This is a genomic window from Chimaeribacter sp. YP20170169, from assembly GCF_056739715.1.
Genome location: NZ_CP176824.1, coordinates 2,134,823 through 2,158,379, shown reverse-complemented (window position 1 = coordinate 2,158,379; position 23,557 = coordinate 2,134,823). Strand labels below are relative to the sequence as shown.

At 56.5% G+C, this 23,557-nt stretch carries 21 protein-coding genes and 1 pseudogene; 13 read left to right on the top strand and 9 right to left on the bottom strand.

What is annotated here, in order from left to right:
* Positions 1-21 precede the first annotated feature (21 nt).
* The 3 genes from galU to ACK3SD_RS09570 are packed head-to-tail and all read left to right on the top strand — an operon-like array spanning position 22 to position 3,354.
* On the top strand, positions 22-957 hold the full coding sequence (galU, locus tag ACK3SD_RS09580; RefSeq protein ID WP_137763350.1) for a UTP--glucose-1-phosphate uridylyltransferase GalU: 936 nt from the start codon (positions 22-24) through the stop codon (positions 955-957).
* A gap of 39 nt (positions 958-996) precedes the next feature.
* On the top strand, positions 997-2,340 hold the full coding sequence (locus ACK3SD_RS09575) for a UDP-glucose dehydrogenase family protein (protein WP_481125330.1): 1,344 nt from the start codon (positions 997-999) through the stop codon (positions 2,338-2,340).
* Positions 2,341-2,349: 9 nt separating this feature from the next.
* Positions 2,350-3,354, top strand: a complete 1,005-nt coding sequence (locus ACK3SD_RS09570; protein WP_481125329.1) for an NAD-dependent epimerase — start codon at positions 2,350-2,352, stop codon at positions 3,352-3,354.
* Positions 3,355-3,482: 128 nt separating this feature from the next.
* On the opposite strand, the gene hns is transcribed toward ACK3SD_RS09570, so the two are convergent.
* Entirely contained in the window at positions 3,483-3,893 is a 411-nt protein-coding gene (gene hns / locus ACK3SD_RS09565) for a histone-like nucleoid-structuring protein H-NS (RefSeq protein ID WP_137763347.1), read from the bottom strand.
* A gap of 420 nt (positions 3,894-4,313) precedes the next feature.
* Here hns and ACK3SD_RS09560 point away from each other — a divergent pair, with 420 nt between their 5' ends.
* Positions 4,314-4,916, top strand: a complete 603-nt coding sequence (locus ACK3SD_RS09560) for a thymidine kinase (protein ID WP_481125328.1) — start codon at positions 4,314-4,316, stop codon at positions 4,914-4,916.
* Positions 4,917-4,994: 78 nt separating this feature from the next.
* Here ACK3SD_RS09560 and adhE read toward each other — a convergent pair whose 3' ends face one another.
* Positions 4,995-7,676, bottom strand: coding sequence for a bifunctional acetaldehyde-CoA/alcohol dehydrogenase (gene adhE, locus ACK3SD_RS09555; RefSeq protein ID WP_481125327.1), 2,682 nt, complete (start codon positions 7,674-7,676; stop codon positions 4,995-4,997).
* A 521-nt stretch (positions 7,677-8,197) separates the two neighbouring features.
* On the opposite strand from adhE, the gene ACK3SD_RS09550 reads away from it, so the two are divergent.
* The 7 genes from ACK3SD_RS09550 to oppF all read left to right on the top strand — a co-directional run bounded on the left by ACK3SD_RS09550 (position 8,198) and on the right by oppF (position 16,922).
* Entirely contained in the window at positions 8,198-8,842 is a 645-nt protein-coding gene (locus tag ACK3SD_RS09550; RefSeq protein ID WP_137763344.1) for a YchE family NAAT transporter, read from the top strand.
* Between the two features lie 691 nt (positions 8,843-9,533).
* Complete coding sequence (locus ACK3SD_RS09545; protein WP_481125326.1) at positions 9,534-11,129, top strand: ABC transporter substrate-binding protein; 1,596 nt, start codon at positions 9,534-9,536, stop codon at positions 11,127-11,129.
* Between the two features lie 172 nt (positions 11,130-11,301).
* Positions 11,302-12,948 carry an oligopeptide ABC transporter substrate-binding protein OppA gene (oppA, locus tag ACK3SD_RS09540; protein WP_481125325.1) on the top strand — a complete coding sequence of 549 codons (1,647 nt, stop codon included), beginning with the start codon at positions 11,302-11,304 and terminating at the stop codon, positions 12,946-12,948.
* Between the two features lie 101 nt (positions 12,949-13,049).
* Positions 13,050-13,970 carry an oligopeptide ABC transporter permease OppB gene (oppB, locus tag ACK3SD_RS09535; protein WP_137763341.1) on the top strand — a complete coding sequence of 307 codons (921 nt, stop codon included), beginning with the start codon at positions 13,050-13,052 and terminating at the stop codon, positions 13,968-13,970.
* 15 nt (positions 13,971-13,985) lie between these two features.
* Positions 13,986-14,894 (top strand): oligopeptide ABC transporter permease OppC, encoded by a 909-nt coding sequence (oppC, locus tag ACK3SD_RS09530; RefSeq protein ID WP_137763340.1) that lies wholly within the window; start codon positions 13,986-13,988, stop codon positions 14,892-14,894.
* A gap of 10 nt (positions 14,895-14,904) precedes the next feature.
* Positions 14,905-15,924: an oligopeptide ABC transporter ATP-binding protein OppD gene (gene oppD / locus ACK3SD_RS09525; RefSeq protein WP_481125324.1), complete on the top strand. Its 1,020-nt coding sequence runs from the start codon at positions 14,905-14,907 to the stop codon at positions 15,922-15,924.
* Positions 15,921-16,922 carry a murein tripeptide/oligopeptide ABC transporter ATP binding protein OppF gene (oppF, locus tag ACK3SD_RS09520; protein ID WP_137763338.1) on the top strand — a complete coding sequence of 334 codons (1,002 nt, stop codon included), beginning with the start codon at positions 15,921-15,923 and terminating at the stop codon, positions 16,920-16,922. Before oppD ends, oppF begins: the two co-directional genes overlap by 4 nt.
* Before the next feature lie 293 nt (positions 16,923-17,215).
* Here oppF and ACK3SD_RS09515 read toward each other — a convergent pair whose 3' ends face one another.
* Together ACK3SD_RS09515 and cls are read right to left on the bottom strand one after the other, a co-directional pair.
* Positions 17,216-17,539 (bottom strand): HI1450 family dsDNA-mimic protein, encoded by a 324-nt coding sequence (locus ACK3SD_RS09515; RefSeq protein ID WP_137763337.1) that lies wholly within the window; start codon positions 17,537-17,539, stop codon positions 17,216-17,218.
* A 111-nt stretch (positions 17,540-17,650) separates the two neighbouring features.
* Positions 17,651-19,111: a cardiolipin synthase gene (gene cls, locus ACK3SD_RS09510; RefSeq protein WP_481125323.1), complete on the bottom strand. Its 1,461-nt coding sequence runs from the start codon at positions 19,109-19,111 to the stop codon at positions 17,651-17,653.
* A 262-nt stretch (positions 19,112-19,373) separates the two neighbouring features.
* Here cls and ACK3SD_RS09505 point away from each other — a divergent pair, with 262 nt between their 5' ends.
* Positions 19,374-19,547 carry a YciY family protein gene (locus ACK3SD_RS09505; RefSeq protein WP_137763335.1) on the top strand — a complete coding sequence of 58 codons (174 nt, stop codon included), beginning with the start codon at positions 19,374-19,376 and terminating at the stop codon, positions 19,545-19,547.
* A 43-nt stretch (positions 19,548-19,590) separates the two neighbouring features.
* On the opposite strand, the gene ACK3SD_RS09500 is transcribed toward ACK3SD_RS09505, so the two are convergent.
* The gene (locus ACK3SD_RS09500; RefSeq protein ID WP_137763334.1) at positions 19,591-19,887 is read right to left on the bottom strand and encodes a YciI family protein; all 297 of its coding nucleotides are present in this window, start codon (positions 19,885-19,887) and stop codon (positions 19,591-19,593) included.
* Between the two features lie 200 nt (positions 19,888-20,087).
* Between ACK3SD_RS09500 and ACK3SD_RS09495 the strand changes: the two genes are divergently transcribed.
* Complete coding sequence (locus tag ACK3SD_RS09495; protein ID WP_481125322.1) at positions 20,088-20,834, top strand: energy transducer TonB; 747 nt, start codon at positions 20,088-20,090, stop codon at positions 20,832-20,834.
* Positions 20,835-20,889: 55 nt separating this feature from the next.
* Here the strand turns inward: ACK3SD_RS09495 and yciA are convergent, their stop codons facing one another.
* The 4 genes and pseudogenes from yciA to ACK3SD_RS09475 form a co-directional block, all read right to left on the bottom strand.
* Entirely contained in the window at positions 20,890-21,315 is a 426-nt protein-coding gene (gene yciA / locus ACK3SD_RS09490) for an acyl-CoA thioester hydrolase YciA (protein WP_481125321.1), read from the bottom strand.
* 73 nt (positions 21,316-21,388) lie between these two features.
* Positions 21,389-21,922, bottom strand: a pseudogene (locus ACK3SD_RS09485) (septation protein A); the annotation flags it as partial.
* A 170-nt stretch (positions 21,923-22,092) separates the two neighbouring features.
* Positions 22,093-22,845: a YciC family protein gene (locus ACK3SD_RS09480; protein WP_481125320.1), complete on the bottom strand. Its 753-nt coding sequence runs from the start codon at positions 22,843-22,845 to the stop codon at positions 22,093-22,095.
* A 49-nt stretch (positions 22,846-22,894) separates the two neighbouring features.
* Positions 22,895-23,287, bottom strand: a complete 393-nt coding sequence (locus ACK3SD_RS09475; protein WP_137763329.1) for a YkgJ family cysteine cluster protein — start codon at positions 23,285-23,287, stop codon at positions 22,895-22,897.
* Between the last annotated feature and the right edge of the window lie 270 nt (positions 23,288-23,557).

Sequence of the window (23,557 nt, the reverse complement as noted above, 5' to 3'; positions counted from 1 at the left end):
GAGGCAAGAGAGAGATAGTCAATGTCTGCACCAAATAGAAAAGTAAAAAAGGCTGTGATACCTGTGGCGGGGCTTGGGACGCGAATGCTGCCTGCTACAAAAGCGATTCCTAAAGAGATGCTGCCGCTGGTAGACAAACCGCTGATCCAGTATGTGGTCAATGAGTGCATCGCCGCAGGCATCCAGGAGATTATCCTGGTGACCCACTCCTCTAAAAACTCCATTGAGAACCATTTCGATACCAGCTTTGAGCTGGAAGCGATGCTGGAAAAACGCGTCAAGCGCCAGCTGCTGGAAGAGGTTCAGGCCATCTGTCCGAAACATGTCACCATCATGCAGATTCGCCAGGGCGAAGCGAAGGGCTTGGGCCACGCTATCCTGTGCGCTCAGCCGCTGGTGGGTGATGAGCCGGTGGCCGTGGTGCTGCCGGACGTGATCCTGGACGAGTACAGCGCTGACCTGCGCAAAGAGAACCTAGCCGCCATGCTGGCCCGCTTTGATGAGAGCGGCCACAGCCAGATTCTGGTTGAGCCGGTGCCGGAGCAAGAGGTCTCCAGCTACGGCGTGGCAGACTGCCAGGGCCAGCCGCTGGCGGCCGGTGAGAGCGTCGCGATGGTCGGCATGGTTGAGAAACCGGCAGTGGATGCCGCACCTTCTAACCTGGCGGTCGTGGGCCGTTATGTGCTCTCCGCCGAAATCTGGCCTCTGCTGGCCAAGACCCAACCCGGCGCAGGGGACGAAATTCAACTGACTGATGCCATCGCCACGCTGATGGACAAAGAGACGGTTGAAGCGTTCCACCTGCAGGGCGTGAGCCACGACTGTGGCAACAAACTGGGCTACATGCAGGCGTTCGTCGAGTACGGTATGCGTCACCAGGGTTTGGGCAAAGCATTCAGTGAGTGGGTGGCCGAGTTCGTCAAGCAGGACGAAGCCCAGGCCGCCAAGCACGCCTGATACCTCTTTTTTTTCAATTTTAAAAACTAGGATTTTCCTATGAAAGTAACAGTTTTTGGTATTGGTTATGTCGGCCTGGTGCAAGCCGCCGTCCTAGCTGAAGTTGGTCACGATGTCCTGTGTGTAGATGTGGATGAGCGCAAGGTCGAGAACCTGAAAAAGGGCATTATCCCCATTTATGAGCCGGGCCTGACCCCGCTGGTTCAACAGAACTATGAAGCGGGCCGCCTGACCTTTACCACTGACGCCGCCCAAGGCGTGGCGCATGGCATCATGCAATTCATCGCCGTCGGCACCCCGCCAGACGAAGATGGCTCCGCTGACCTGAAGTATGTCACGGCCGTGGCGCGTACCATCGCCCAGCACATGACCGATCGCAAAGTGGTGATCGACAAGTCCACTGTGCCGGTCGGCACCGCGGACAAAGTGCGTGCCGTCATGGCAGAAACCCTGCGCCAGCGTGGCGAAGAGTATGCCTTTGACGTGGTCTCCAACCCGGAGTTCCTCAAAGAGGGTGCGGCGGTGGCAGACTGTATGCGCCCGGAACGTATCGTTATCGGTACTGACAACCCGGACGTCATCGAGCCGATCCGCGAGCTGTACGAGCCGTTCAACCGCAACCACGATCGCATGATCATGATGGATGTGCGCAGTGCCGAGCTGACCAAATATGCCGCCAACTGTATGCTGGCGACCAAAATCAGCTTCATGAACGAGATCGCCAACCTGGCGGAGATCCTGGGCGCGGACATTGAGAAAGTGCGTCAGGGCATCGGTTCTGACTCCCGTATTGGCTATCACTTCATCTATCCGGGCTGCGGCTACGGTGGCTCCTGCTTCCCGAAAGATGTGCAGGCGCTGATCCGCACCTCCGAGCAGATTGGCTACCAGCCGAAACTGCTGCAGGCGGTAGAGCAGGTCAACTACCAGCAGAAATACAAGCTGACCCAGTTCATCAAACGTGAGTTTGGCGAGAACCTGGAAGGCAAAACCTTCGCGCTGTGGGGCCTCTCCTTCAAGCCGAACACGGATGACATGCGTGAAGCCTCCAGCCGTGTGCTGATGGAAACCCTGTGGGCCGCTGGCGCGAAAATTCAGGCGTTCGACCCGGAAGCGATGGACGAAACCCAGCGCATCTATGGCCACACTGACGCACTGAAATTGATGGGCACCAAAGAAGCTGCTTTGCAAGGCGCTGATGCACTGGTAATTTGTACCGAATGGAAAAACTTCCGCGCTCCTGACTTTGATGTGATCAAGTCGTCGCTGAAGCAGCCGATCATCTTTGATGGGCGTAACCTTTACGATCCGGAGCGTCTGGCCAAGCGTGGTTTCACCTACTACGGCATCGGCCGTGGCGCCTCGGTGCAAGTGCATGATTAAGAGGTAGGTATGAAATTTCTGGTAACAGGCGCCGCCGGTTTTATTGGTTATCACGTCAGCGAGCGGTTGCTCGCCGCCGGCCATCAGGTGGTCGGGATCGATAATTTGAATGATTATTATGACGTTAATTTAAAGCTGGCGCGCCTGGCCAGACTGGAGCAGCCAGGTTTCACGTTTATCAAGTGCGACCTGGCCGATCGGCAGGGCATGGCGGATCTGTTCGCTACCCATCGCTTCCAGCGGGTGATTCACCTGGCTGCGCAGGCAGGGGTGCGCTACTCGCTCGAGAATCCCCATGCCTATGCCGAGGCCAATTTGGTGGGGCACCTGAACATTCTGGAAGGGTGCCGGCACCATAAGGTTGAGCACCTGCTCTACGCCTCCTCCAGTTCGGTCTACGGCCTGAACCAGAAAATGCCTTTCTCGACCGATGATTCTGTCGATCATCCGGTCTCCCTCTATGCAGCCACCAAGAAAGCGAATGAGCTGATGTCCCATACTTATTCGCATCTCTATGGCTTGCCCACCACCGGCCTGCGCTTCTTCACCGTGTATGGCCCGTGGGGCCGCCCGGATATGGCGTTGTTCAAGTTCACCCGTGCCATGCTGGCCGGTGAGGCGATCGACGTCTATAACCACGGCCAGATGCGCCGTGACTTCACCTACATCGACGACATCGCGGAAGCGATTGTGCGGTTGCAGGATGTGATCCCCCAGACAGATGCGAATTGGACGGTAGAGCAGGGGTCGGCGGCGACCAGTTCTGCCCCTTATCGCGTCTACAACATCGGCAATAGCCAACCCGTGAAGTTGATGGAGTATATCGAGGCGTTGGAAGCGGCGCTGGGGATGGAGGCGAAGAAGAACCTGTTGCCAATGCAGCCGGGTGACGTGCTGGAGACTAGCGCGGATACGCAGGCGCTCTATGAGGCAATTGGCTTCAAACCGCAGACCAGTGTTAACGAGGGAATTAATCGGTTTGTTGCGTGGTATCGGGAATTTTACCAGCAATAACAATCGGCAAACAAAAAAGGGCGCTTCGGCGCTCTTTTTTTTATCTCTTATTTGTTTATATTTTGTAAGTAAAATGTATAAAAAAATACTCCCAAGCGGGAGTATTTTAAAAAGAGCGAGAAAAAACGTTATAGCAGGAAATCATCCAATGATTTGCCTTCTTCATCCATTGCCTTTTTAATCACCGCTGGAGTACGGCCCTGGCCGGTCCAGGTGCGCATTTCACCGTTCTCATCCTGATACTGATATTTAGCCGGACGGGCTGCACGCTTGGTTTTACCCGCAGCAGGCTTCAATGCCGCCATGGTTTGCATCAGCTCATTCGGATCAATACCGTCGGCAATTAACATTTCGCGGTATTGCTGCAATTTGCGGGAACGCTCTTCATTTTCCGCCGCTGCATGTTGTTCTTCTTCCCGGCGTTCGGTAACAACAACATCCAGTTTTTCCAGCATCTCTTCCAGCGTTTCAAGAGAACACTCTCTTGCCTGCGCCCGCAGAGTACGGATGTTGTTTAAAATTTTTAAGGATTCACTCATTGTCCTACTCTCTAATTATGATATGGGGTATTCGGCGTAATAATAGAGGGCGGACTTAACTTCTGCAACTGGCAATAGTTACTTCTGGTACTCTTACTCGTGAAATTATTAAATTTTTATAAAAAAGAGCCTGTAAACATCGGGGAATTGCACAGCAAAAGAGAGTGCAGAAAGCCTGCCAGGAATCGGCAACCGCTAAATGGCTTACTATAACAAAATATATTTCACGCCATTTATCGCTGACCACATCAGGGCCGTGGCGCTATTTTGTAAGAAAAGTGTAAAGGGGCGGGCCTGTGGTAATTTACTTCACGCTACTGCTGCCACAGGGGCAATGGCGATCGCCACTGATCTCTCAGGGAGGCTGTGCTACACTCGCGGCAATTTTTTTGCTAAGCCAGTTAGGGAGCGCAAGGGCGTATGGCTCAACTCTATTTCTATTATTCCGCAATGAATGCCGGTAAATCGACGGCGTTGCTGCAATCCTCCTATAACTATCAGGAGCGAGGGATGCGGACATTGGTATTCACTGCTGAAATTGACCAGCGCTTTGGCGTCGGCAAAGTCAGTTCACGTATTGGGCTATCTTCGCAAGCGCAACTCTATAATGCAGAGACCAATCTATTGGCGATGATTAACCAGGAGCATGTGCAGCAGCCCGTACATTGCGTGTTACTGGATGAGAGCCAATTTCTTACCAAAGAGCAGGTTAACCAATTGTGTAATGTGGTTGATGACCTGGATATTCCGGTATTGTGTTATGGCTTGCGTACTGATTTCTTGGGTGAACTTTTCATCGGCAGCCAATATTTGCTGGCCTGGGCGGATAAGCTGGTGGAGTTAAAAACCATCTGCCACTGTGGCCGCAAAGCCAACCGGGTATTACGTCTCGACCAGAATGGCCGACCCATGCAGGCGGGCGAGCAGGTGGTGATTGGCGGCAATGAGCGTTACGTGTCAGTGTGCCGTAGACACTATAAGGATGCGCTGGCCAGCGCCGAGCCGTCTCAGGACGCGCCATAGTAAATTCTTTAGCAGCGATAAAAAAACCCGCCCAGTGGGCGGGTTTTTTATTAGCGTTGCGCCTCGCAAGGCTGGCGCTTATTTCTTGGCTTTCTTGTCCGCTTTACCTGCAGAGACCAGCGCTGGCTCTTTTGCCTCTTCGCCGCGCTCCTCTTCGGTAAATTTACGGCCGTAGTAGGTATCCAGCAGAATCTGTTTCAGCTCAGAGATCAGCGGATAACGCGGGTTGGCACCCGTACACTGGTCATCAAAGGCATCTTCAGAGAGTTTATCCACTTTCGCCAAGAAGTCCGCTTCCTGCACGCCCGCCTCACGGATGGAGGTTGGGATGCCCAGCTCGGTCTTCATCTCATCCAGCCAGTTAAGCAGCTTCTCGATCTTCTGCGCGGTACGGTCGCCCGGTGCGCTCAAGCCGAGATGGTCAGCGATCTCTGCGTAGCGACGGCGTGCTTGCGGACGGTCATACTGGCTGAACGCAGTCTGCTTGGTCGGGTTGTCATTGGCGTTGTAGCGAATGACGTTGGCGATCAGCATGGCGTTCGCCAGACCGTGCGGAATGTGGAACTCAGAACCCAGTTTGTGGGCGATGGAGTGACACACCCCAAGGAAGGCGTTGGCAAACGCGATACCGGCGATGGTGGCGGCGTTGTGCACACGCTCACGGGCAACCGGGTTTTTCGCGCCATCGCGGTAGCTCTGCGGCAGGTTCTCTTTCAACAGTTTCAGCGCTTGCAGCGCCTGGCCGTCTGAGTACTCATTCGCCAGCACGGAGACGTAGGCTTCCAGCGCATGGGTGACCGCATCCAGGCCGCCAAAGGCGCACAGAGATTTCGGCATGTTCATCACCAGGTTGGCATCCACAATCGCCATATCCGGGGTCAGGGCATAGTCTGCCAGCGGATATTTCTGGCCGGTGGCATCATCCGTCACTACGGCGAACGGCGTCACTTCAGAGCCGGTGCCAGAGGTGGTAGTGATGGCAACCATCTTCGCCTTCACGCCCATTTTTGGGAACTTGTAGATGCGTTTACGGATGTCCATAAAGCGCAGCGCCAGCTCCTCGAAGTGGGTTTCCGGGTGTTCATACATTACCCACATGATCTTCGCCGCATCCATCGGTGAACCGCCACCCAGCGCGATGATAACGTCCGGTTTGAACGAGTTCATCAGCTCTGCGCCCTTGCGCACGATACTCAGGGTCGGGTCAGCTTCCACTTCAAAGAAGACTTCAGTCTCAATGCCGTGGCCTTTCAGCACGCTGGTCACCTGGTCGGCATAGCCGTTGTTGAACAGGAAACGGTCGGTCACGATGAAGGCGCGTTTGGCACCATCGGTCGCCACTTCTTCCAGGGCAATCGGCAGTGAACCGCGACGGAAATAGATGGATTTCGGAAGTTTGTGCCACAGCATGTTTTCTGCCCGTTTCGCGACCGTTTTCTTGTTGATCAGGTGTTTGGGACCCACGTTTTCAGAGATGGAGTTACCGCCCCAGGAGCCGCAGCCCAGTGTTAGGGAAGGCGCCAGCTTGAAGTTATACAGGTCACCAATCCCCCCTTGGGAGGCCGGGGTGTTGATCAGGATACGCGCGGTCTTCATCTTGTCGCCGAAGTACTTCACGCGCTCTGGCTGGTTGTCCTGATCGGTGTAGAGGCAGGAGGTGTGGCCGATACCGCCCATCGCCACCAGTTTCTCCGCTTTGACGACCGCGTCTTCAAAGTTGCTGGCCCGGTACATCGCCAGAGTCGGGGAGAGCTTCTCATGGGCGAACGGCTCAGACTCATCCACCAGAGAGACTTCGCCAATCAGCACTTTGGTAGACGCTGGCACTTTGATGCCGGCCATTTCGGCGATTTTAGCCGCGGGCTGGCCAACGATGGCCGCGTTCAGGCCGCCATTTTTCAGGATAATATCCTGCACTGCCTTCAGCTCCTGACCGCGCAGCAGGTAGCCGCCGTGGGTGGCAAAGCGCTCACGCACCGCTTCATAAACGGCGTCAACCACAATCACTGACTGTTCGGAGGCACAGATAACGCCATTATCGAAGGTCTTGGACATCAGGATGGAGGCCACCACACGTTTGATGTCAGCGCTCTCATCCACAACAACTGGCGTGTTACCGGCACCCACGCCGATAGCCGGTTTACCCGAGCTGTAGGCCGCCTTCACCATGCCTGGGCCACCGGTCGCCAGAATCAGGTTCAGGTCAGGGTGGTGCATCAGCTGGTTGGAGAGTTCAACAGATGGCTCGTCAATCCAGCCAATGATGTCTTTAGGCGCGCCAGCCGCGATGGCCGCTTGCAGCACGATGTCGGCTGCTTTGTTGGTGGCGTTTTTGGCGCGTGGGTGTGGGGAGAAGATGATGCCGTTACGGGTTTTTAGGCTAATCAGCGCCTTAAAGATAGCGGTGGAGGTGGGGTTGGTGGTGGGGACAATCCCACAAATCAGGCCAATGGGTTCTGCGATGGTGATGGTGCCGAAAGTGTCATCTTCTGACAGAACGCCACAGGTTTTTTCATCTTTGTAAGCATTGTAGATATATTCAGAGGCAAAGTGGTTTTTGATGACTTTGTCTTCCACAATACCCATGCCGGACTCAGCAACGGCCATCTTCGCCAGGGGGATGCGGGCATCAGCGGCCGCAAGGGCAGCGGCACGGAAGATTTTGTCGACTTGCTCTTGAGTAAAGTTGGCATACTCGCGCTGGGCTTCTTTGACACGGGCGACGAGCGCGTTCAATTCAGCGACATTGGTTACAGCCATAATGCTCTCCTGATAAGGTTAAACTCTTTTAGTAAATGAGCTGTCAGCGCAGCAAGTATAGCTCTCACGACCCTAGCCGGCTGGGCCTGGGATCCCGTTCCATCGGGGGGCTGCAATATTGCTTATTTACTGAAAGAGCTTGTCAGAGTGCGGCTGTGTAGTGGGCCGGCGCCTGTGGCAACCTGGTGTGACAAGAGCGAGTGGCCTGCCGTTGTTGGGTATGTGAAGATTTTACGCCCCTGCTGGGTGGCTCTTTTTGATTTAGATCAAAAAATCTCCAAGCTGACACCTTTCAGCGGGGAATTAAACGATAAATTTTCTCAAACATAAGAGCCGGCTTTTATTTTTAATCGCGAAGCAACTGTAAAAATATATAGGCACGCAAACTTGGTTAATTATTTCTTGATGTAGGTTAACATCAATATTAAATGCTAGGAAAGTTGATGGATTACCGGTGGTGATTCTATTACATTAGCGCCTTCCAAAACTTCATCCCTATGGCCCTGTTAGCGGAGCTCTGCATGAGCCAGACACTGTTAGATTTCTCAGGATACATTAAATTTTTTATCGGCCTTTTTGCCTTGGTCAACCCCATTGGCATCCTGCCGGTATTTATCAGCATGACCAGCTATCAGGCTGCCGCAGGTAGAGACAGAACTAACCTGACCGCCAATCTCTCCGTGGCCATTATCCTCTGTACCTCCCTGTTTTTGGGTGACGCCATTTTGCGGCTGTTCGGCATTTCGATTGACTCGTTCCGCATTGCGGGTGGCATTCTGGTGGTCACCATCGCCATGTCGATGATCAGCGGCAAGCTGGGGGAAGATAAGCAGAACAAGCAGGAGAAGTCCGAGAGCGCCATTCGTGAAAGCGTTGGTGTGGTGCCTCTGGCCCTGCCGCTGATGGCCGGGCCGGGTGCCATCAGCTCCACCATCGTCTGGAGTTCGCGTTACCACAGCTGGCAAAATTTGCTGGGGCTGACACTGGCGATCGCGCTCTTCTCCTTCTGCTGCTGGCTGCTGTTCCGCGCCGCGCCGCTAGTGGTTAGGCTGCTGGGCCAGACGGGCATCAACGTCGTTACCCGCATCATGGGGCTGCTGCTGATGGCGTTGGGCATTGAATTTATTGTGAACGGTATCAAAACCATTTTCCCCGGCCTGCTGTAATGTCGTTTCCTCTTGTTTTGATGCGCCCGGTCGGGCGCATCAGATAATTCGCGCCAGATTAAATGCTATTATTTGGTGCAGAATCCGCAGTGTTAAACGGCAGTCGCACTAAAATGTGGCATAAAATTGATGTCGTTGTGCTAAAACGGTTCACTTCACTGTTTTCAAACATTTTCCCCGCTTTACTCTTGCCCTGTCTCTCCCCGCTACTTACCTATGATGTTAATTTAATCACATCTTTCTGAAGGACTTGTCGGACGTGTGACAAGATGTTATTAGTGTTAAACAGCAGCTGCATAGCGATTTATTCTTTGACGGCGACATAAGTTAACGCTTTGTTTTTGAATAATTTGTTACAGCGCCACTTTTCAGGGCTAACGTAAATTGTGAATCAATTAACTGGCTGATATTACTGCCAATTTTATTGAGCCAAGTGATGCAAGCCTGTTTCTTCCAAAGTGGCAAGCTTATAAAAGAGAAATGCTTAACATTTCCGTAAAATATATTGGCACCCGTTTTTTGCTTCTGTTAATTTCCAAAACCGCCCTGTCGCGGGAACTCAGTCGGCCATGTCAAAAAGCAGGCTTGGAAATTGCTTGTTAATGCTTACTTATCTGTAGATGAATGCAATGGGGAGGGGAGAGTGGCAGTAGGATCATTAAAAGTGACACCCGCACGTTTCGCATGTTTCATGGCATTGTCCAGCTGTTTTACCGCGCAAAGCCTGTTTGCCGCCGATGTTCCTGCCAGTGCTGCCTTGGCAGAAGAGCAGAGCATCGTGATTAACAACGGCTCTGAAGTCTCCTCCCTGGACCCGCATAAAATTGAGGGCGTTCCGGAATCCAATATTATCCTAAATCTTCTGGAAGGGCTGGTTGAGACGGATGCCAAGGGTGCACTCCGTCCCGGCGTAGCAGAAAGTTGGGAAAATAACGGTTACCGGGTCTGGACGTTCCATCTTCGTCAAAATAGCCAATGGAGTGATGGTTCCCCGGTCACCGCCAAGGATTTTGTCTATAGTTGGCAGCGTCTGGTTGATCCAAAAACCGCCTCGCCCTATGCCAGCTACCTGCAATTTGGCAAGGTTGCCAATATTGATGACATTTTGGCAGGCAAAAAAACGCCTGACACCCTGGGCGTCAAGGCGCTGGATGACCATACCCTTCAGGTCACGCTGACAGAACCCGTCCCCTATTTTGTTACGCTGCTGGCCAATACCGCGCTGAAGCCCGTCAAGCAGTCGGTGATAGAGAAATTTGGCGATCGCTGGACGCAGCCGGAGCACTATGTCGGTAACGGTGCCTACCGCCTGAAGGGGTGGGTGGTCAACGAGCGCATTGATCTGGTGCGCAGCCCCACCTATTGGGACAACGCCCACACGGTGCTTGAGCAGGCCACTTTCCTGCCCATCTCCTCGGAAGTGAGCGACATTAACCGCTATCGCAGTGGCGATACGGACATCACCAACAGTGCCATCCCGCCGACGCTGTTCCCCATGGTAAAGCGGGAGTTGGGCGATCAGCTGCACATCAACCCGCTGCTCTGCACCTTCTACTATGAGCTGAACAACCAGCGCCCGCCGCTGAATGATGTGCGGGTCAGGACAGCGCTGAAGCTGGGACTGGACCGGCAGATCATCACTGACAAAATCATGGGGCAGGGGCAGATCCCGGCCTATGGCCTGACGCCCCCCTATACCGCTGGCGCGGACTTTGCCGCCCCCGCCTGGGCCGCCTGGAGCCCGCAGCAGCGCTACGCCGAGGGGCGCAAGCTGCTGGCGCAGGCAGGCTTCAATGCGGCCCATCCGTTGAAGGTCGCGCTGCTCTACAACACTTCCGACCAGAACAAGCAGCAGGCGATCGCCGCCGCCTCCATGTGGACGAAAAATTTGGGCGCGCAGGTCACGCTGCAAAATCAGGAGTGGAAAACCATGCTGGAGACGCGCCGTCAGGGCAACTTTGACATTGCCCGCGCCACCTGGTGCGCCGACTACAATGAGCCGTCCACCTTCCTCAACATGGCGGTCTCGACCAGCAGCAACAACACCCTGTTTTATCGCAGCGCGGCCTTTGACCGCCTGATGGCGCAGACGCTGGCCGCCCCGGATGAGGCCGCGCGCCGCGCTCTTTACCAGCAGGCCGAGGCCCAGCTAGATCAGGATTCGGCGCTGATCCCGGTCTATTACCGGGTCAGTGCGCGGCTGGTAAAACCCACGGTGGGCGGCTTTACCGGCCAGGATCCGCAGGATCTGACTGACCTGAAAAACTACTACCGCACCAAACCCTGACAATGTGAGGCAGCCCCATTAATCAGCAGAATTACCTGCTATAGAGAGGTGAGGGTGCACAGAGATCCGCCGTTCTGCCGTCGTTCCGGCAGGAGGGCCGCAACACTCCGTTCGCGGAACAATCTTGCCGTTCAGCGGTGAGTTCATAATAAAAATGGGAGTTCAAAACAGCATGACCAACATCACGAAAAAAACACGCCTGGCTGCGGCCATCCTGATGGCTTCCGGCCTCCTGACGGCCGGTGCCGCCGTCGCAGCCGAAGTTCCGGCGGGCGTCCAGTTGGCAGACAAACAGGAGCTAGTGCGCAACAACGGCTCGGAAGTGCAATCCCTTGACCCACATAAAGTGGAAGGGGTGCCGGAGTCCAACGTCATCCGCGATCTGCTGGAAGGGCTGGTCAACACCTCGCCAAAAGATGGCAGCATCCTGCCGGGCGTGGCGGAGAGCTGGGATAACCAAGACTTTAAAGTGTGGACATTCCACCTGCGCAAAGACGCCAAATGGTCAAACGGCGACCCGGTGACCGCCAGCGACTTCGTGTTCAGCTGGCAGCGTCTGGCCGATCCGCAGACCGCCTCGCCCTATGAGAGCTACCTGCAATATGGCCACTTCGAGAACATTGATGACATCATCACCGGCAAAAAAAGCCCGGACACCTTGGGCGTGAAGGCGCTGGATGACCACACCCTGCAAGTGACCCTGACGGAGCCGGTGCCCTATCTGGTGAAGATGCTGGCGCACACCTCCATGAAACCGGTCAACAAGAAGGTGGTTGAACAGTTTGGTGAGAAGTGGACGCAGCCGCAGAACTACGTCAGCAACGGCGCCTATAAGCTGAAAAACTGGACGGTCAATGAGCGCATCGTGCTGGAGCGCAACCCGCAGTACTGGGACAACGCCCACACCACCCTTAATCAGGTGACCTACCTGCCGATCTCCTCGGAAGTGACCGACGTCAACCGCTACCGCAGCGGCGAGATCGACATGACTTACAACAATATGCCGATTGAGCTGTTCCAGAAGCTGAAAAAAGAGATCCCGCAAGAGGTGCACGTTGACCCCTACCTCTGTACCTACTACTACGAGATCAACAACCAGAAGGCCCCATTCAACGACGTGCGTGTGCGTACCGCGCTCAAGCTGGGCCTCGATCGTGACATCATCGTCAACAAGGTGAAAAATCAGGGCGACCTGCCAGCCTATGGCTTTACCCCGCCGTACACCGATGGCGCTGAGGGCAAGCTGACCGCGCCGGAGTGGTTCGGCTGGACGCAGGAGAAGCGTAACGAAGAGGCGAAAAAATTGCTGACCGAAGCGGGCTATGGTCCCGGCAAGCCGCTGACCTTCGACCTGCTCTACAACACCTCTGACCTGCACAAGAAGCTGGCGATTGCCGTGGCCTCCATCTGGAAGAAAAACCTGGGCGTAAACGTGAAGCTGGAGAACCAGGAGTGGAAAACCTTCCTGGATACCCGCCATCAGGGCACCTTTGACGTGGCGCGCGCCGGTTGGTGCTCGGACTACAACGAACCGACCTCGTTCCTGAACACCATGCTCTCAGACAGCAGCAACAACACCGCCCACTATAAGAGCCCGGCCTTTGACAAGCTGATCGCCGATACCGTGACGGTGAAAACCGACAGCGAGCGTGCCGATCTCTACCAGAAAGCCGAAGCGCAACTGGACAAGGACTCGGCGATTGTACCGGCCTACTACTACGTGAACGCGCGTCTGGTGAAACCTTACGTCGGGGGTTACACCGGCAAGGACCCGCAGGACTCGGTCTATTCCAAAGATCTCTACATTATCAAGCACTGATGCCATCAGGGCAGGGGGGAAGCCCCCTGCCTGCCACGATAATGAAAAGACACTGTGAGCTGTTGTGATAGAGCCGCATTTGCGGCTTCGAGGTACGGGCAATGTTAAAGTTTATTTTCCGCCGCTGTCTGGAAGCCATTCCGACGCTGTTTATCCTGATTACCATCTCGTTCTTTATGATGCGTCTTGCGCCTGGCAGCCCTTTTACCGGCGAGCGTAATCTTCCGCCCGAGGTCATGGCGAACATTGAGGCGAAATACCACCTCAATGATCCGATGTATAAACAATATTTCAACTACCTGGAGCAGCTGGCGAAAGGGGATTTTGGCCCGTCGTTCAAATATAAGGACTATACGGTCAACGATCTGGTCGCCGCCTCCTTCCCGGTCTCGGCCAAGCTGGGGCTGGCCGCCTTCCTGATGGCGATGGTGCTGGGCGTGAGTGCCGGCGTGATTGCCGCGCTCAACCAGAACACCAAGTGGGACTATACGGTGATGGGCTTCGCGATGACCGGGGTGGTGATCCCGAGCTTCGTGGTCGCGCCGCTGCTGGTGCTGGTCTTTGCCATCACGCTGAAGTGGCTGCCGGGTGGTGGCTGGAACGGCGGTGCGCCCAAGTTCGTTATCTTGCCGATGGTGGCACTCTCGCTGGCCTACATTGCCAGCATTGCACGCATCACCCGTGGCTCGATGATTGAGGTGCTGCACTCCAACTTCATCCGCACCGCGCGGGCCAAGGGGTTACCGCTGCGCCGCATCATCCTGCGCCATGCGCTGAAGCCCGCGATGCTGCCGGTGATCTCCTATATGGGGCCAGCGTTTGTCGGCATCATCACCGGTTCAATGGTGATCGAGACCATCTATGGCCTGCCGGGCATTGGCCAGCTGTTTGTCAATGGTGCCCTGAACCGTGACTACTCGCTGGTGCTGAGCCTGACCATTCTGGTTGGCGGCCTGACCATCCTGTTCAACGCGATCGTTGACGTGCTCTATGCCGTGATCGATCCCAAAATCCGTTATTGATGCTGGAGCACCTGTATGATTGTCAGTAAAAGAAACAGCGAGGCTCTGGAGCAGTTCAGCGAGAAGCTGGATGTCGAGGGGCGCAGCCTGTGGCAGGATGCCCGCCGCCGCTTTATGCACAACCGCGCGGCCGTCACCAGTCTGGTGGTGCTGTGCCTGATTGCCCTGTTCGTGACGTTGGCGCCGATGCTGGCGCAGTTTACCTATGAAGATACCGACTGGAACATGATGTCCGCCGCGCCGGACATGGCGTCAGGCCACTACTTCGGCACCGACTCCTCTGGCCGCGACCTGCTGGTGCGAGTGGCGATTGGCGGCCGCATCTCCCTGATGGTGGGGGTCGCGGCGGCGCTGGTGGCGGTGGTAGTGGGGACCCTGTATGGCTCGCTGTCGGGCTACCTCGGCGGCAAAACCGACTCGGCGATGATGCGCCTGCTGGAGATCCTTAACTCCTTCCCGTTCATGTTTTTCGTCATCCTGCTGGTGACCTTCTTTGGCCAGAATATCCTGCTGATCTTCGTGGCCATCGGCATGGTTTCGTGGCTGGATATGGCACGTATCGTGCGTGGCCAGACCCTCAGCCTGAAGCGTAAGGAGTTCATTGAGGCGGCGCTGGTGTGCGGGGTCTCGACCCGCAGCATCGTCCTGCGCCATATCGTGCCGAACGTGCTGGGGGTGGTGGTGGTCTACGCCTCGCTGCTGGTGCCAAGCATGATCCTGTTTGAGTCCTTCCTGAGTTTCCTTGGGCTGGGCACGCAGGAGCCGTTGAGCAGTTGGGGCGCGCTGTTGAGCGACGGCGCGAACTCAATGGAAGTTTCACCCTGGTTGCTGCTATTCCCGGCAGGTTTCCTGGTTGTCACTCTGTTCTGTTTTAACTTTATCGGCGATGGCCTGCGTGATGCCCTCGACCCGAAAGATCGTTAAGGAGTGCGCCATGAGCACCTTAGATAGCATTACCTCCCTGCACCGTTCCGCGTCAGCGGAAACGGGCAGCCTGTTGAGCGTGCGCGACCTGCGCGTGACCTTCACGACCCCGGACGGTGCCGTCACTGCCGTCAACGATCTCAATTTCGAGCTGCGTGCCGGTGAGACGCTGGGCATCGTCGGTGAGTCCGGCTCCGGCAAATCCCAGACCGCCTTTGCGCTAATGGGGCTGCTGGCGGGCAATGGCCGCGTGGGCGGCTCGGCCACCTTGAATGGCCGTGAAATCCTCAACCTGCCGGAAGCCCAGCTGAACAAGCTGCGGGCCGAGGAGATCTCCATGATCTTCCAGGATCCGATGACCTCCCTCAACCCTTATATGCGGGTGGGCGCGCAGCTGATGGAAGTGTTGCAGCTGCACAAAAAGATGGGCCGCAGTGAGGCATTTGAGGCCTCGGTGCGGATGCTCGACGCGGTGAAGATGCCCGAGGCGCGCAAGCGCATGAACATGTACCCGCATGAGTTTTCCGGCGGTATGCGCCAGCGGGTGATGATCGCGATGGCGCTGCTCTGCCAGCCCAAACTGCTGATTGCCGATGAGCCGACCACCGCGCTGGATGTGACGGTGCAGGCGCAGATCATGACGCTGCTCAATGAGCTGAAGCGTGAGTTCAATACCGCCATCATCATGATTACCCACGATCTGGGCGTGGTGGCGGGCATCTGTGACAAGGTGCTGGTGATGTACGCCGGCCGTACCATGGAGTATGGCAGCGCGCGCGAGGTGTTCTACCAGCCGACCCATCCATACTCTATCGGCCTGCTGAACGCGGTGCCGCGTCTGGATGCGGAAGGGGAGGCGTTGATGACCATCCCTGGCAACCCGCCAAACCTGCTGCGCTTGCCGAAAGGGTGCCCGTTCCAGCCGCGTTGCCCCTATGCGATGGAGATCTGCGCCAACCCGCCGCCGTTGGAACACTTTGGCCATGGCCGTTTGCGCGCCTGCTATAAGCCGCTGGAGGAGTTGGTATGAACAGCACCGCAGAGAAAAAAGTGTTGCTCGAAGTGGCCGACCTGAAAGTCCACTTCGACATCAAAGATGGCAAACAGTGGTTCTGGCAGCCGCCAAAACGGCTGAAGGCCGTCGATGGCGTCACGCTGCGCCTGTATGAGGGCGAAACCCTTGGGGTGGTCGGTGAGTCAGGCTGTGGCAAATCCACCTTTGCCCGCGCCATCATTGGGCTGGTGAAGGCAACCAGTGGGCGCGTGGCCTGGCTGGGCAAAGACCTGCTCAATATGAGTGATGCCCAGTGGCGTGAAACGCGCAGCGACATCCAGATGATCTTCCAGGACCCGCTGGCCTCGCTCAACCCGCGCATGACCATCGGTGAGATCATTGCCGAGCCGCTGCGCACCTACCATCCGAAAATGCCGCGTCAGGAGATCAAGGAGCGGGTGAAGGCGATGATGATGAAGGTGGGGCTGCTGCCAAACCTGATCAACCGCTATCCGCATGAGTTCTCCGGTGGCCAGTGCCAGCGCATCGGCATCGCCCGCGCGCTGATTCTGGAGCCGAAGCTGGTGATCTGTGACGAACCGGTCTCGGCGCTGGACGTCTCGATTCAGGCGCAGGTGGTGAACCTGTTGCAACAGTTGCAACGTGAGATGGGGCTATCGCTGATCTTTATCGCCCACGATTTGGCGGTGGTGAAGCATATCTCCGACCGGGTGCTGGTGATGTATCTGGGCCATGCGGTGGAGCTGGGCACCTACGATGAGGTGTACCACAACCCGCAGCACCCCTACACCCGCGCCCTGATGTCAGCGGTGCCCATTCCTGACCCGGATAAGGAGAAGGAGAAGACGATCCAGCTGCTGGAGGGCGATCTGCCATCGCCCATCAACCCGCCGTCAGGCTGCGTGTTCCGCACCCGCTGCCCGATTGCCGGGCCAGAGTGCGCCCAGACCCGCCCGCTGCTGGAGGGCAGTTTCCGCCACGCGGTCTCCTGCCTGAAAGTCGACCCGCTGTAATCCCCTGACACCGCGCTCCGGCGCGGTGTTTTTTCTATCCGCAGGAAGAGCGACAGCGGCTAAAAAAAGCGCATATAGTTACAACATACTTTTAAAGCCCAAGATGCATCGTCAGCCTATTCGTTAGCAGAGAGATGAGGGCTTGGTAAAGGCAAAAAGGGGAAAGGAATAATGAGGGCAGAGGGGAAAAGTTAAAGAGATAAGCAACCGGCGGCACACCGCCAAATGTCAGGCAAGAGGGCATGGCGGAGAATCGCAAGGACTCTCCGCATGCAGGCATGCGGAGTAGGGGATCACTCTTTCCACAGAATGTGACAAAGCTTGTGATCTTTTTCGCGGCAGATCAAGACGCGGGCAAACACGTCATTGATGGGTTCCCCATCGGCTTCCGCCAAACCAATTACCACTTCAGCGAAGAAGTCCGGGTTGAGGTCATAATCAACATGCTCGTGCCAATCCTCGGACGGGTCATACAGCTCCGCACCACCGCGCTCCTCAAATTGCAGGTTAAACAGCAGGATATCCGCAGGATCCAGGTTGTCGCCGGCCAGTTCGAGAAAAATGTCATAAGCCTGCTCAAGCGTCTCATCTTCAGTCAGGCGATTATTCAGATCCATATACAATCCTGTTAGCAAGGGGGTATGCAGTCAGCATAGCATGCGCCGTGGCGCGCTTTACTGCCAGGCCGCAATTCCATAGCGGTGCGGCCTGAGGGCGTGGTTCGCTTTTTACAGCAGCGGGCTGAAAAAGTAAAACAGCCGCTCGACGATCCGGTGCCAGAATGGTCGATTGAGCCACTTTTTTGCGTTGAGCAGCGTGGAGCGGGCGATATAGTCCTCTTGCACCCGCGCCAAATCGGCACCAAACCCATCATCATCAATCACCAGCGTGATCTCGAAATTCAGCCACAGGCTGCGCATATCGAGGTTGACGGTTCCCACCAGACTCAATTGCCCATCTACCAGCACGCTCTTGGTGTGCAGTAGGCCGCCCTCAAACTGGTAGATGTTGACCCCGGCCTCCAATAGCTCATTGAAGAAGGCGCGGCTGGCCCAATCCACCAGCATCGAATCATTCTTGCGCGGCATGATGATGCTGACCTCCACCCCGCGCTGCGCCGCGGTACAGATGGCGTGCAGCAGGTCATCGCTTGGCACGAAGTAGGGGGTGGTCATGATCAGCTGCTCGCGGGCGGAGTAGGCGGCCGTCAGCAACGCCTGATGAATCATCTCCTCCGGGAAGCCGGGGCCAGAGGCGATCACCTGGATGGTATGGCCGCTCTCCTGTTCAAAGGGCATCACCGAGCTTTCCGGCTCCGGCGGCAAGATGCGCTTGCCGGTCTCAATCTCCCAGTCGCAGGAGTAGACGATGCCCATGGTGGTCGCCACCGGCCCCTCCATGCGCGCCATCAGATCCACCCACTGGCCGACGCCGGCATCCTGCTTGAAGTAGCGCGGATCGACCATGTTCATGCTGCCGGTGTAGGCCACGTAGTTATCAATCAGCACCACCTTGCGGTGCTGGCGCAGATCCATCCGGCGCAGGAAGACGCGGAACAGGTTCACCTTCAGCGCCTCGACCACCTCAATGCCAGCGTTGCGCATCATGGCCGGGTAGGGGCTGCGGAAGAACGGCAAACTGCCAGCGGAGTCGAGCATCAACCGGCAGTGGATGCCGCGCCGCGCCGCCGCCATCAGTGACTCCGCCACCTGATCCACCAGCCCGCCTGGCTGCCAGATGTAGAACACCATCTCAATGTTGTGACGCGCCAGTTCAATGTCACGGATCAGCGCCTTCAGGGTGTCATCGCAGGTGGTCAGCAGCTGGAGTTGGTTGCCCTTGACGCCCGGCACCCCCTGGCGGCGTTCGCAGAGCTGGAACAGCGGCAGGGCGACCTCGCTGTTTTCGCTGGCAAAAATATCCTTGGAGTGCTTTAGCTCATTCAGCCAGCGCGCGGTGGCAGGCCACATCGCCTTGGCCCGCTCGGCGCGGCGCTTCCCCAAATGCAGTTCACCAAACGAGAGATAGGCGACAATGCCCACCAGTGGCAAGATATAGATAATCAATAGCCAGGCCATGGCAGAAGGGACGGCCCGGCGTTTCATCAGGATACGCAGGGTGATCCCGGCGATCAGCAGCCAATAGCCGAAGACCATTAGCCAACTGATCACGGTGTAAAATGTTGTCATACGAGCGACATTCCTGTTCGCAAACCATTTCAGTGAGTTTACGCAGAGTTAAGAAAAGGGGAAACCTTTTGTCTTACTTAATCCATCCACTGATCAGACCTGAAAGTGCCGACGGCGTGAGCATCAGGGCAGGCGCGGTCTGGCAGGGAATAGCCTTGTTAATGCAGGGGATTTAACCGCGGGCAGCGGCACTTTTTAGACTTGGATCACACATTGAAATGCCTATAATGCCCGTGCCACCCAAAGTTTGAGAGTCTTTTCCATGAAACGCAGCAGAAATGAAGTTGCCCGCTGGCGTATGCACCGTCAACAACAGCGTCGCCGTAGCCGCTGGCTGGAAGCCCAATCACGCCGTTACCGGCACATCTACCGCATCCGCCAGGTCAACCATCATCAACTGCGGCGCCTGGCGCTCAACGCGGTGTACCAATGGTAAATGCCAAAACAGTCCCTGACGGGACTGTTTTGCTATCGGCCGCTTAGAAGGTGCGGCGGAAGGGTTTCACCACCACGGAGCGATAGATGCCTGCCGCCAGGTATGGCTCGGCATCTGCCCAGGCTTGCGCCTCGGCCAGTGAGTCAAACTCCGCAATGATGGTCGAGCCGCTGAACCCGGCGTCGCCCGGCTCATTGCTGTCGATGGCCGGGTGTGGGCCAGCCACCACCAGACGCCCCGCGTCATGCAGCGCCTGCAAACGGGCCAGGTGCGCCGGGCGCTCCGCCTGACGTTTCGCCAGGGTATCGGGGTAATCCTCACAGTAGAACAGATAGAGCATACTTCACCTTTTATATCAGTGGGCTGAATGGGCCTCTACCATAGCCGATCCGATGGGCTGACGGAAAGGGGGGTGGGATTGCTGAAAAAATGGCCGCCCGCCGTTTTCAGATCAATCAAAGCGCGAGAGTTGCCTCAAGCTTATTGAATATGATTGCTATTTGCATTTAAACTTGCGGCTCCAGAGGAAAAAGAAACATTATGCCGCTAACAACCTTCACATTTCATCGCAGGATCTCACTGCCAGTCGTGCTCTCTGTTGGGCTGCACGCCGCGGTAGTGGGCGGTTTGCTCTATGCCTCATTCAACCGGGAGATCACCCTGCCGCCCCAACAGGAGACGCCGATCAGCGTCACCATGGTCAACCCGGCCGATTTCGCGCCACCCAAGCCGGTAGAAGCACCGCCGCAGGCCGAGCCAGAGCCGACGCCACCGGAGCCGGAGGTGCAGCCTGAGCCGGAACCCGAGCCGCCACCGCCGCCCAAGGCCATCACCATTGAGAAGCCCAAGCCCAAGCCGGTGGAGAAGAAGGTAGAGAAACCCAAACCGAAGCCGAAGCCGAAAGAGGTGGCGAAGCCGGTGAAACGTGAGGTGGAGCCTGCGCCGTCGCCATTTGAGCAGACGGAAAAAACCGCGACCACCTCCCAGCCAGCGCCAGCCGCGGCGGCCCAGCCGACGGTGTCGCAGGGGCCGCGCCCGTTGCAGCGCAGCCAGCCGCTCTATCCGCAGCGCGCCTTTGCCCTGCGCCTTGAGGGGCGTGTTAAGGTGCAATTTGATGTTGAAGGCGATGGCAGCGTCAGCAATGTGCGGGTGCTCTCCGCTGAGCCGCGCAACATGTTTGAGCGCGAGGTGAAGCAGGCGATGCGCAAATGGCGCTATGACAAGGCCGGCAAAGATCTGGTGGTAACCATTGTGTTCAAGATCAATGGTGGCAGCAGCATCCAGTAAACCCGCCATAAAAAAGCCACGGCCTGTGCCGTGGCTTTTTTGTTTGCGAGGGGAGTTACGCCTCGTCCAGACTGAAGTTGCCTTTCCCGGCAGGCAGGGCGCGTGACTTGCCCTGATCGTCCACCGCCACATAGGTGAACACCGCCTCCGTCGCGCGGTAGCGCTGGCCGAGCGGCTCAGAAGAGACCTTCTTCACCCACACTTCGACGTGGATAGTCATGGAGCTACGGCCGGTGCGTACGCAGCGCGCGTAGCAGCACACCACGTCGCCCACCGCGACCGGCTTCAGGAAGGTCATGCCATCCACCCGCACGGTCACCACGCGGCCCTCGGCAATCTCCTTGGCCTGGATTGCGCCGCCCATATCCATCTGCGCCATTAGCCAGCCGCCAAAGATATCGCCATTGGCATTGGTATCCGCCGGCATCGCCAGCGTACGCAGCACCAGCTCGCCGTTGGGTAAACTCTGTTTTTCACTCATGCTCTTGCTTCACAATAAAAAAGAATGTCCCGGCCGCAGCCGGGAGGGGAGTTATTTTTTTGCCCTTCAGGCTTTTTTGCTCTTCCGGCATGTGGCGGTAGATATAGATGCCGCTGAACAGGGTAAACACCAGCGTCAGGGCGGTCAGGCCGAAGACCTTGAAGTTGACCCAGACGTTTTGCGGCAGCCAGAAGGCGACATAAATATTGGCCAGACCGCACACCAGGAAAAACAGCGCCCAGGCCAGGTTCAGGCGGCCCCAGGCGTGATCGGGCAGCGTCAGCTCCTTGCCCAGCATCCGCTGGATCAACGGCTTCTTCAGCACCAGCTGGCTGACCAGCAGCGCCGCGGCAAACAGCACGTAGATCACTGTCACTTTCCATTTGATAAACAGGTCATCATGGAACACCAGCGTCAGGGTGCCAAACACCGCCACCATGACGAACGTGATTAGGGTCATCTTCTCCACCTTGCGGTACTTTACCCAGGTAAAGACCAGCGCCAGCGCCGTGGCGGCGATCAGCGCGCCAGAGGCGATGTAGATGTCATAAAGCTTGTAAAAGGCAAAAAAGACAATCAGGGGCAGAAAATCAAGAAACTGCTTCATAATTCATTCCAGTAGCGATCCATCGTCCGACTATACCGGATTCAATGGGGGCTGTGTATCTCGGGGCACCGTGCATTATCCGCCAGTCAGGGCGGCAGTGCGCGTATTTTATACAAGGTGGCGGCCAGAAAGGCAAAGGGCGCCCGCAGGCGCCCTTTGGGGCAGTGCGCTTAGGCACGCAACAGCATGTAGAGACGGTAGAGATAGATCAACAGCATGGCGGAGATGAGGTTGCTCAGCGCCGTCATTACCACGGTGGCGACGGTTGGCGTCAGCGCCGTCAGCTGGCTGATCAAAAACAGCAGCAGCAGTTTGGCCGCCAGCCAGAGCATCATCGCCGGCACCACCAACTTCACGTTAGCGTAGGCGAGGCGGGCGCTCTGGCGGATTGCCGCCACCACGCCCATCCGCTCGCTCGCCACCATCACCGGCGCCAGCGACACGGCAATGGCAATCAGCACGCCCGGCAGGATAAACAGCATCAAGCCGAGCTGGATCAGCAGCGTGCAGATAAACATCAGCAGCAACAAGCGCGGCAGGATCGGCGCGGAGGTTCCCAGCGCACGCAGCACGCTGGTCGGCTGCCGCTCAGACACCATGCGGATCAGCGTCAGCATCCCGCCGGCCAACAGCACATTGCCCACCAGCGCGGAGAAGGTCGCCGCGGCAGAGACTTTCAGCAACACCATCTGCTGCTCCGGGGACATCTGCTGGATAATCTCCTGCAACCCCATGCCGGCCGTTGAGGTCAGGTCACTCTCTGCATTGGCCAGAATGGCAAGCTGGCCGCTGTCAGGGGTAAAGGCCTGATTCAGCAAGACAGAAATAAAGGCAGTCAGCAGCGCCAGCAACAGGATGCTGGCAAGCTGGTTGCGCATAAAATTAAAACTGTCACGGTACAACGTGTTGGCCGTGATGGGCATGAAAACTCCTTGGCGACAATCAAATCAGTAAGCCGCTGATTGTAACCTGTTACGGACCGGTGTGGCACCCCGCGTTCAGCGTCAGGGCGTCATCCGGCGGCAGAGTGACCGGCAGGGGCGGCAGGCCATAGCGTGCCCGCGCCCGGTCGCAGGCATCATTATGCACGCCGTTCTCACCGGATTGGTCAAACTCCCGGCACGGGGTCGGCCGGTTCAAATAGATGGAGCAGGAGACAGCGTGTCCAATATCGCCCTCAAGCGCGACGCAGCGCGGCGATTTACTGTTGGTTCCTTGCATGCAACGAAGAAACGGGGTCAGCGGCTCGGTACGATCGACAGGCACAACCCCGCCACCGTCCTCCGCTTCAGCCCAATAGAAAGAGACCCGGAAATGGGCGCAGCAGGCGCCACAACTGACACAAGGATTAAGATGTTCGCTCATCTTGATTACCCACCGACTCCTTACGGCTTCGAACCAAAACCCACAGGGAGTGAGCAACTTACCCACGCCCCCCACGTTACGCAAATGAAATTTTAAGCTAAAAAAGCCCCGAGAAAAGTGACTTACTTTTGATCTGGATCAATTCATTGTTTTTTAATGAAATCAGCAAAACGTGACGGGATGACACCTTTGTCAAATCAATGTAAAGATGCGAACGCATTCAAAATATAAATGCAATGACATTAACTATTTACGCATGAAGGTGTTTGA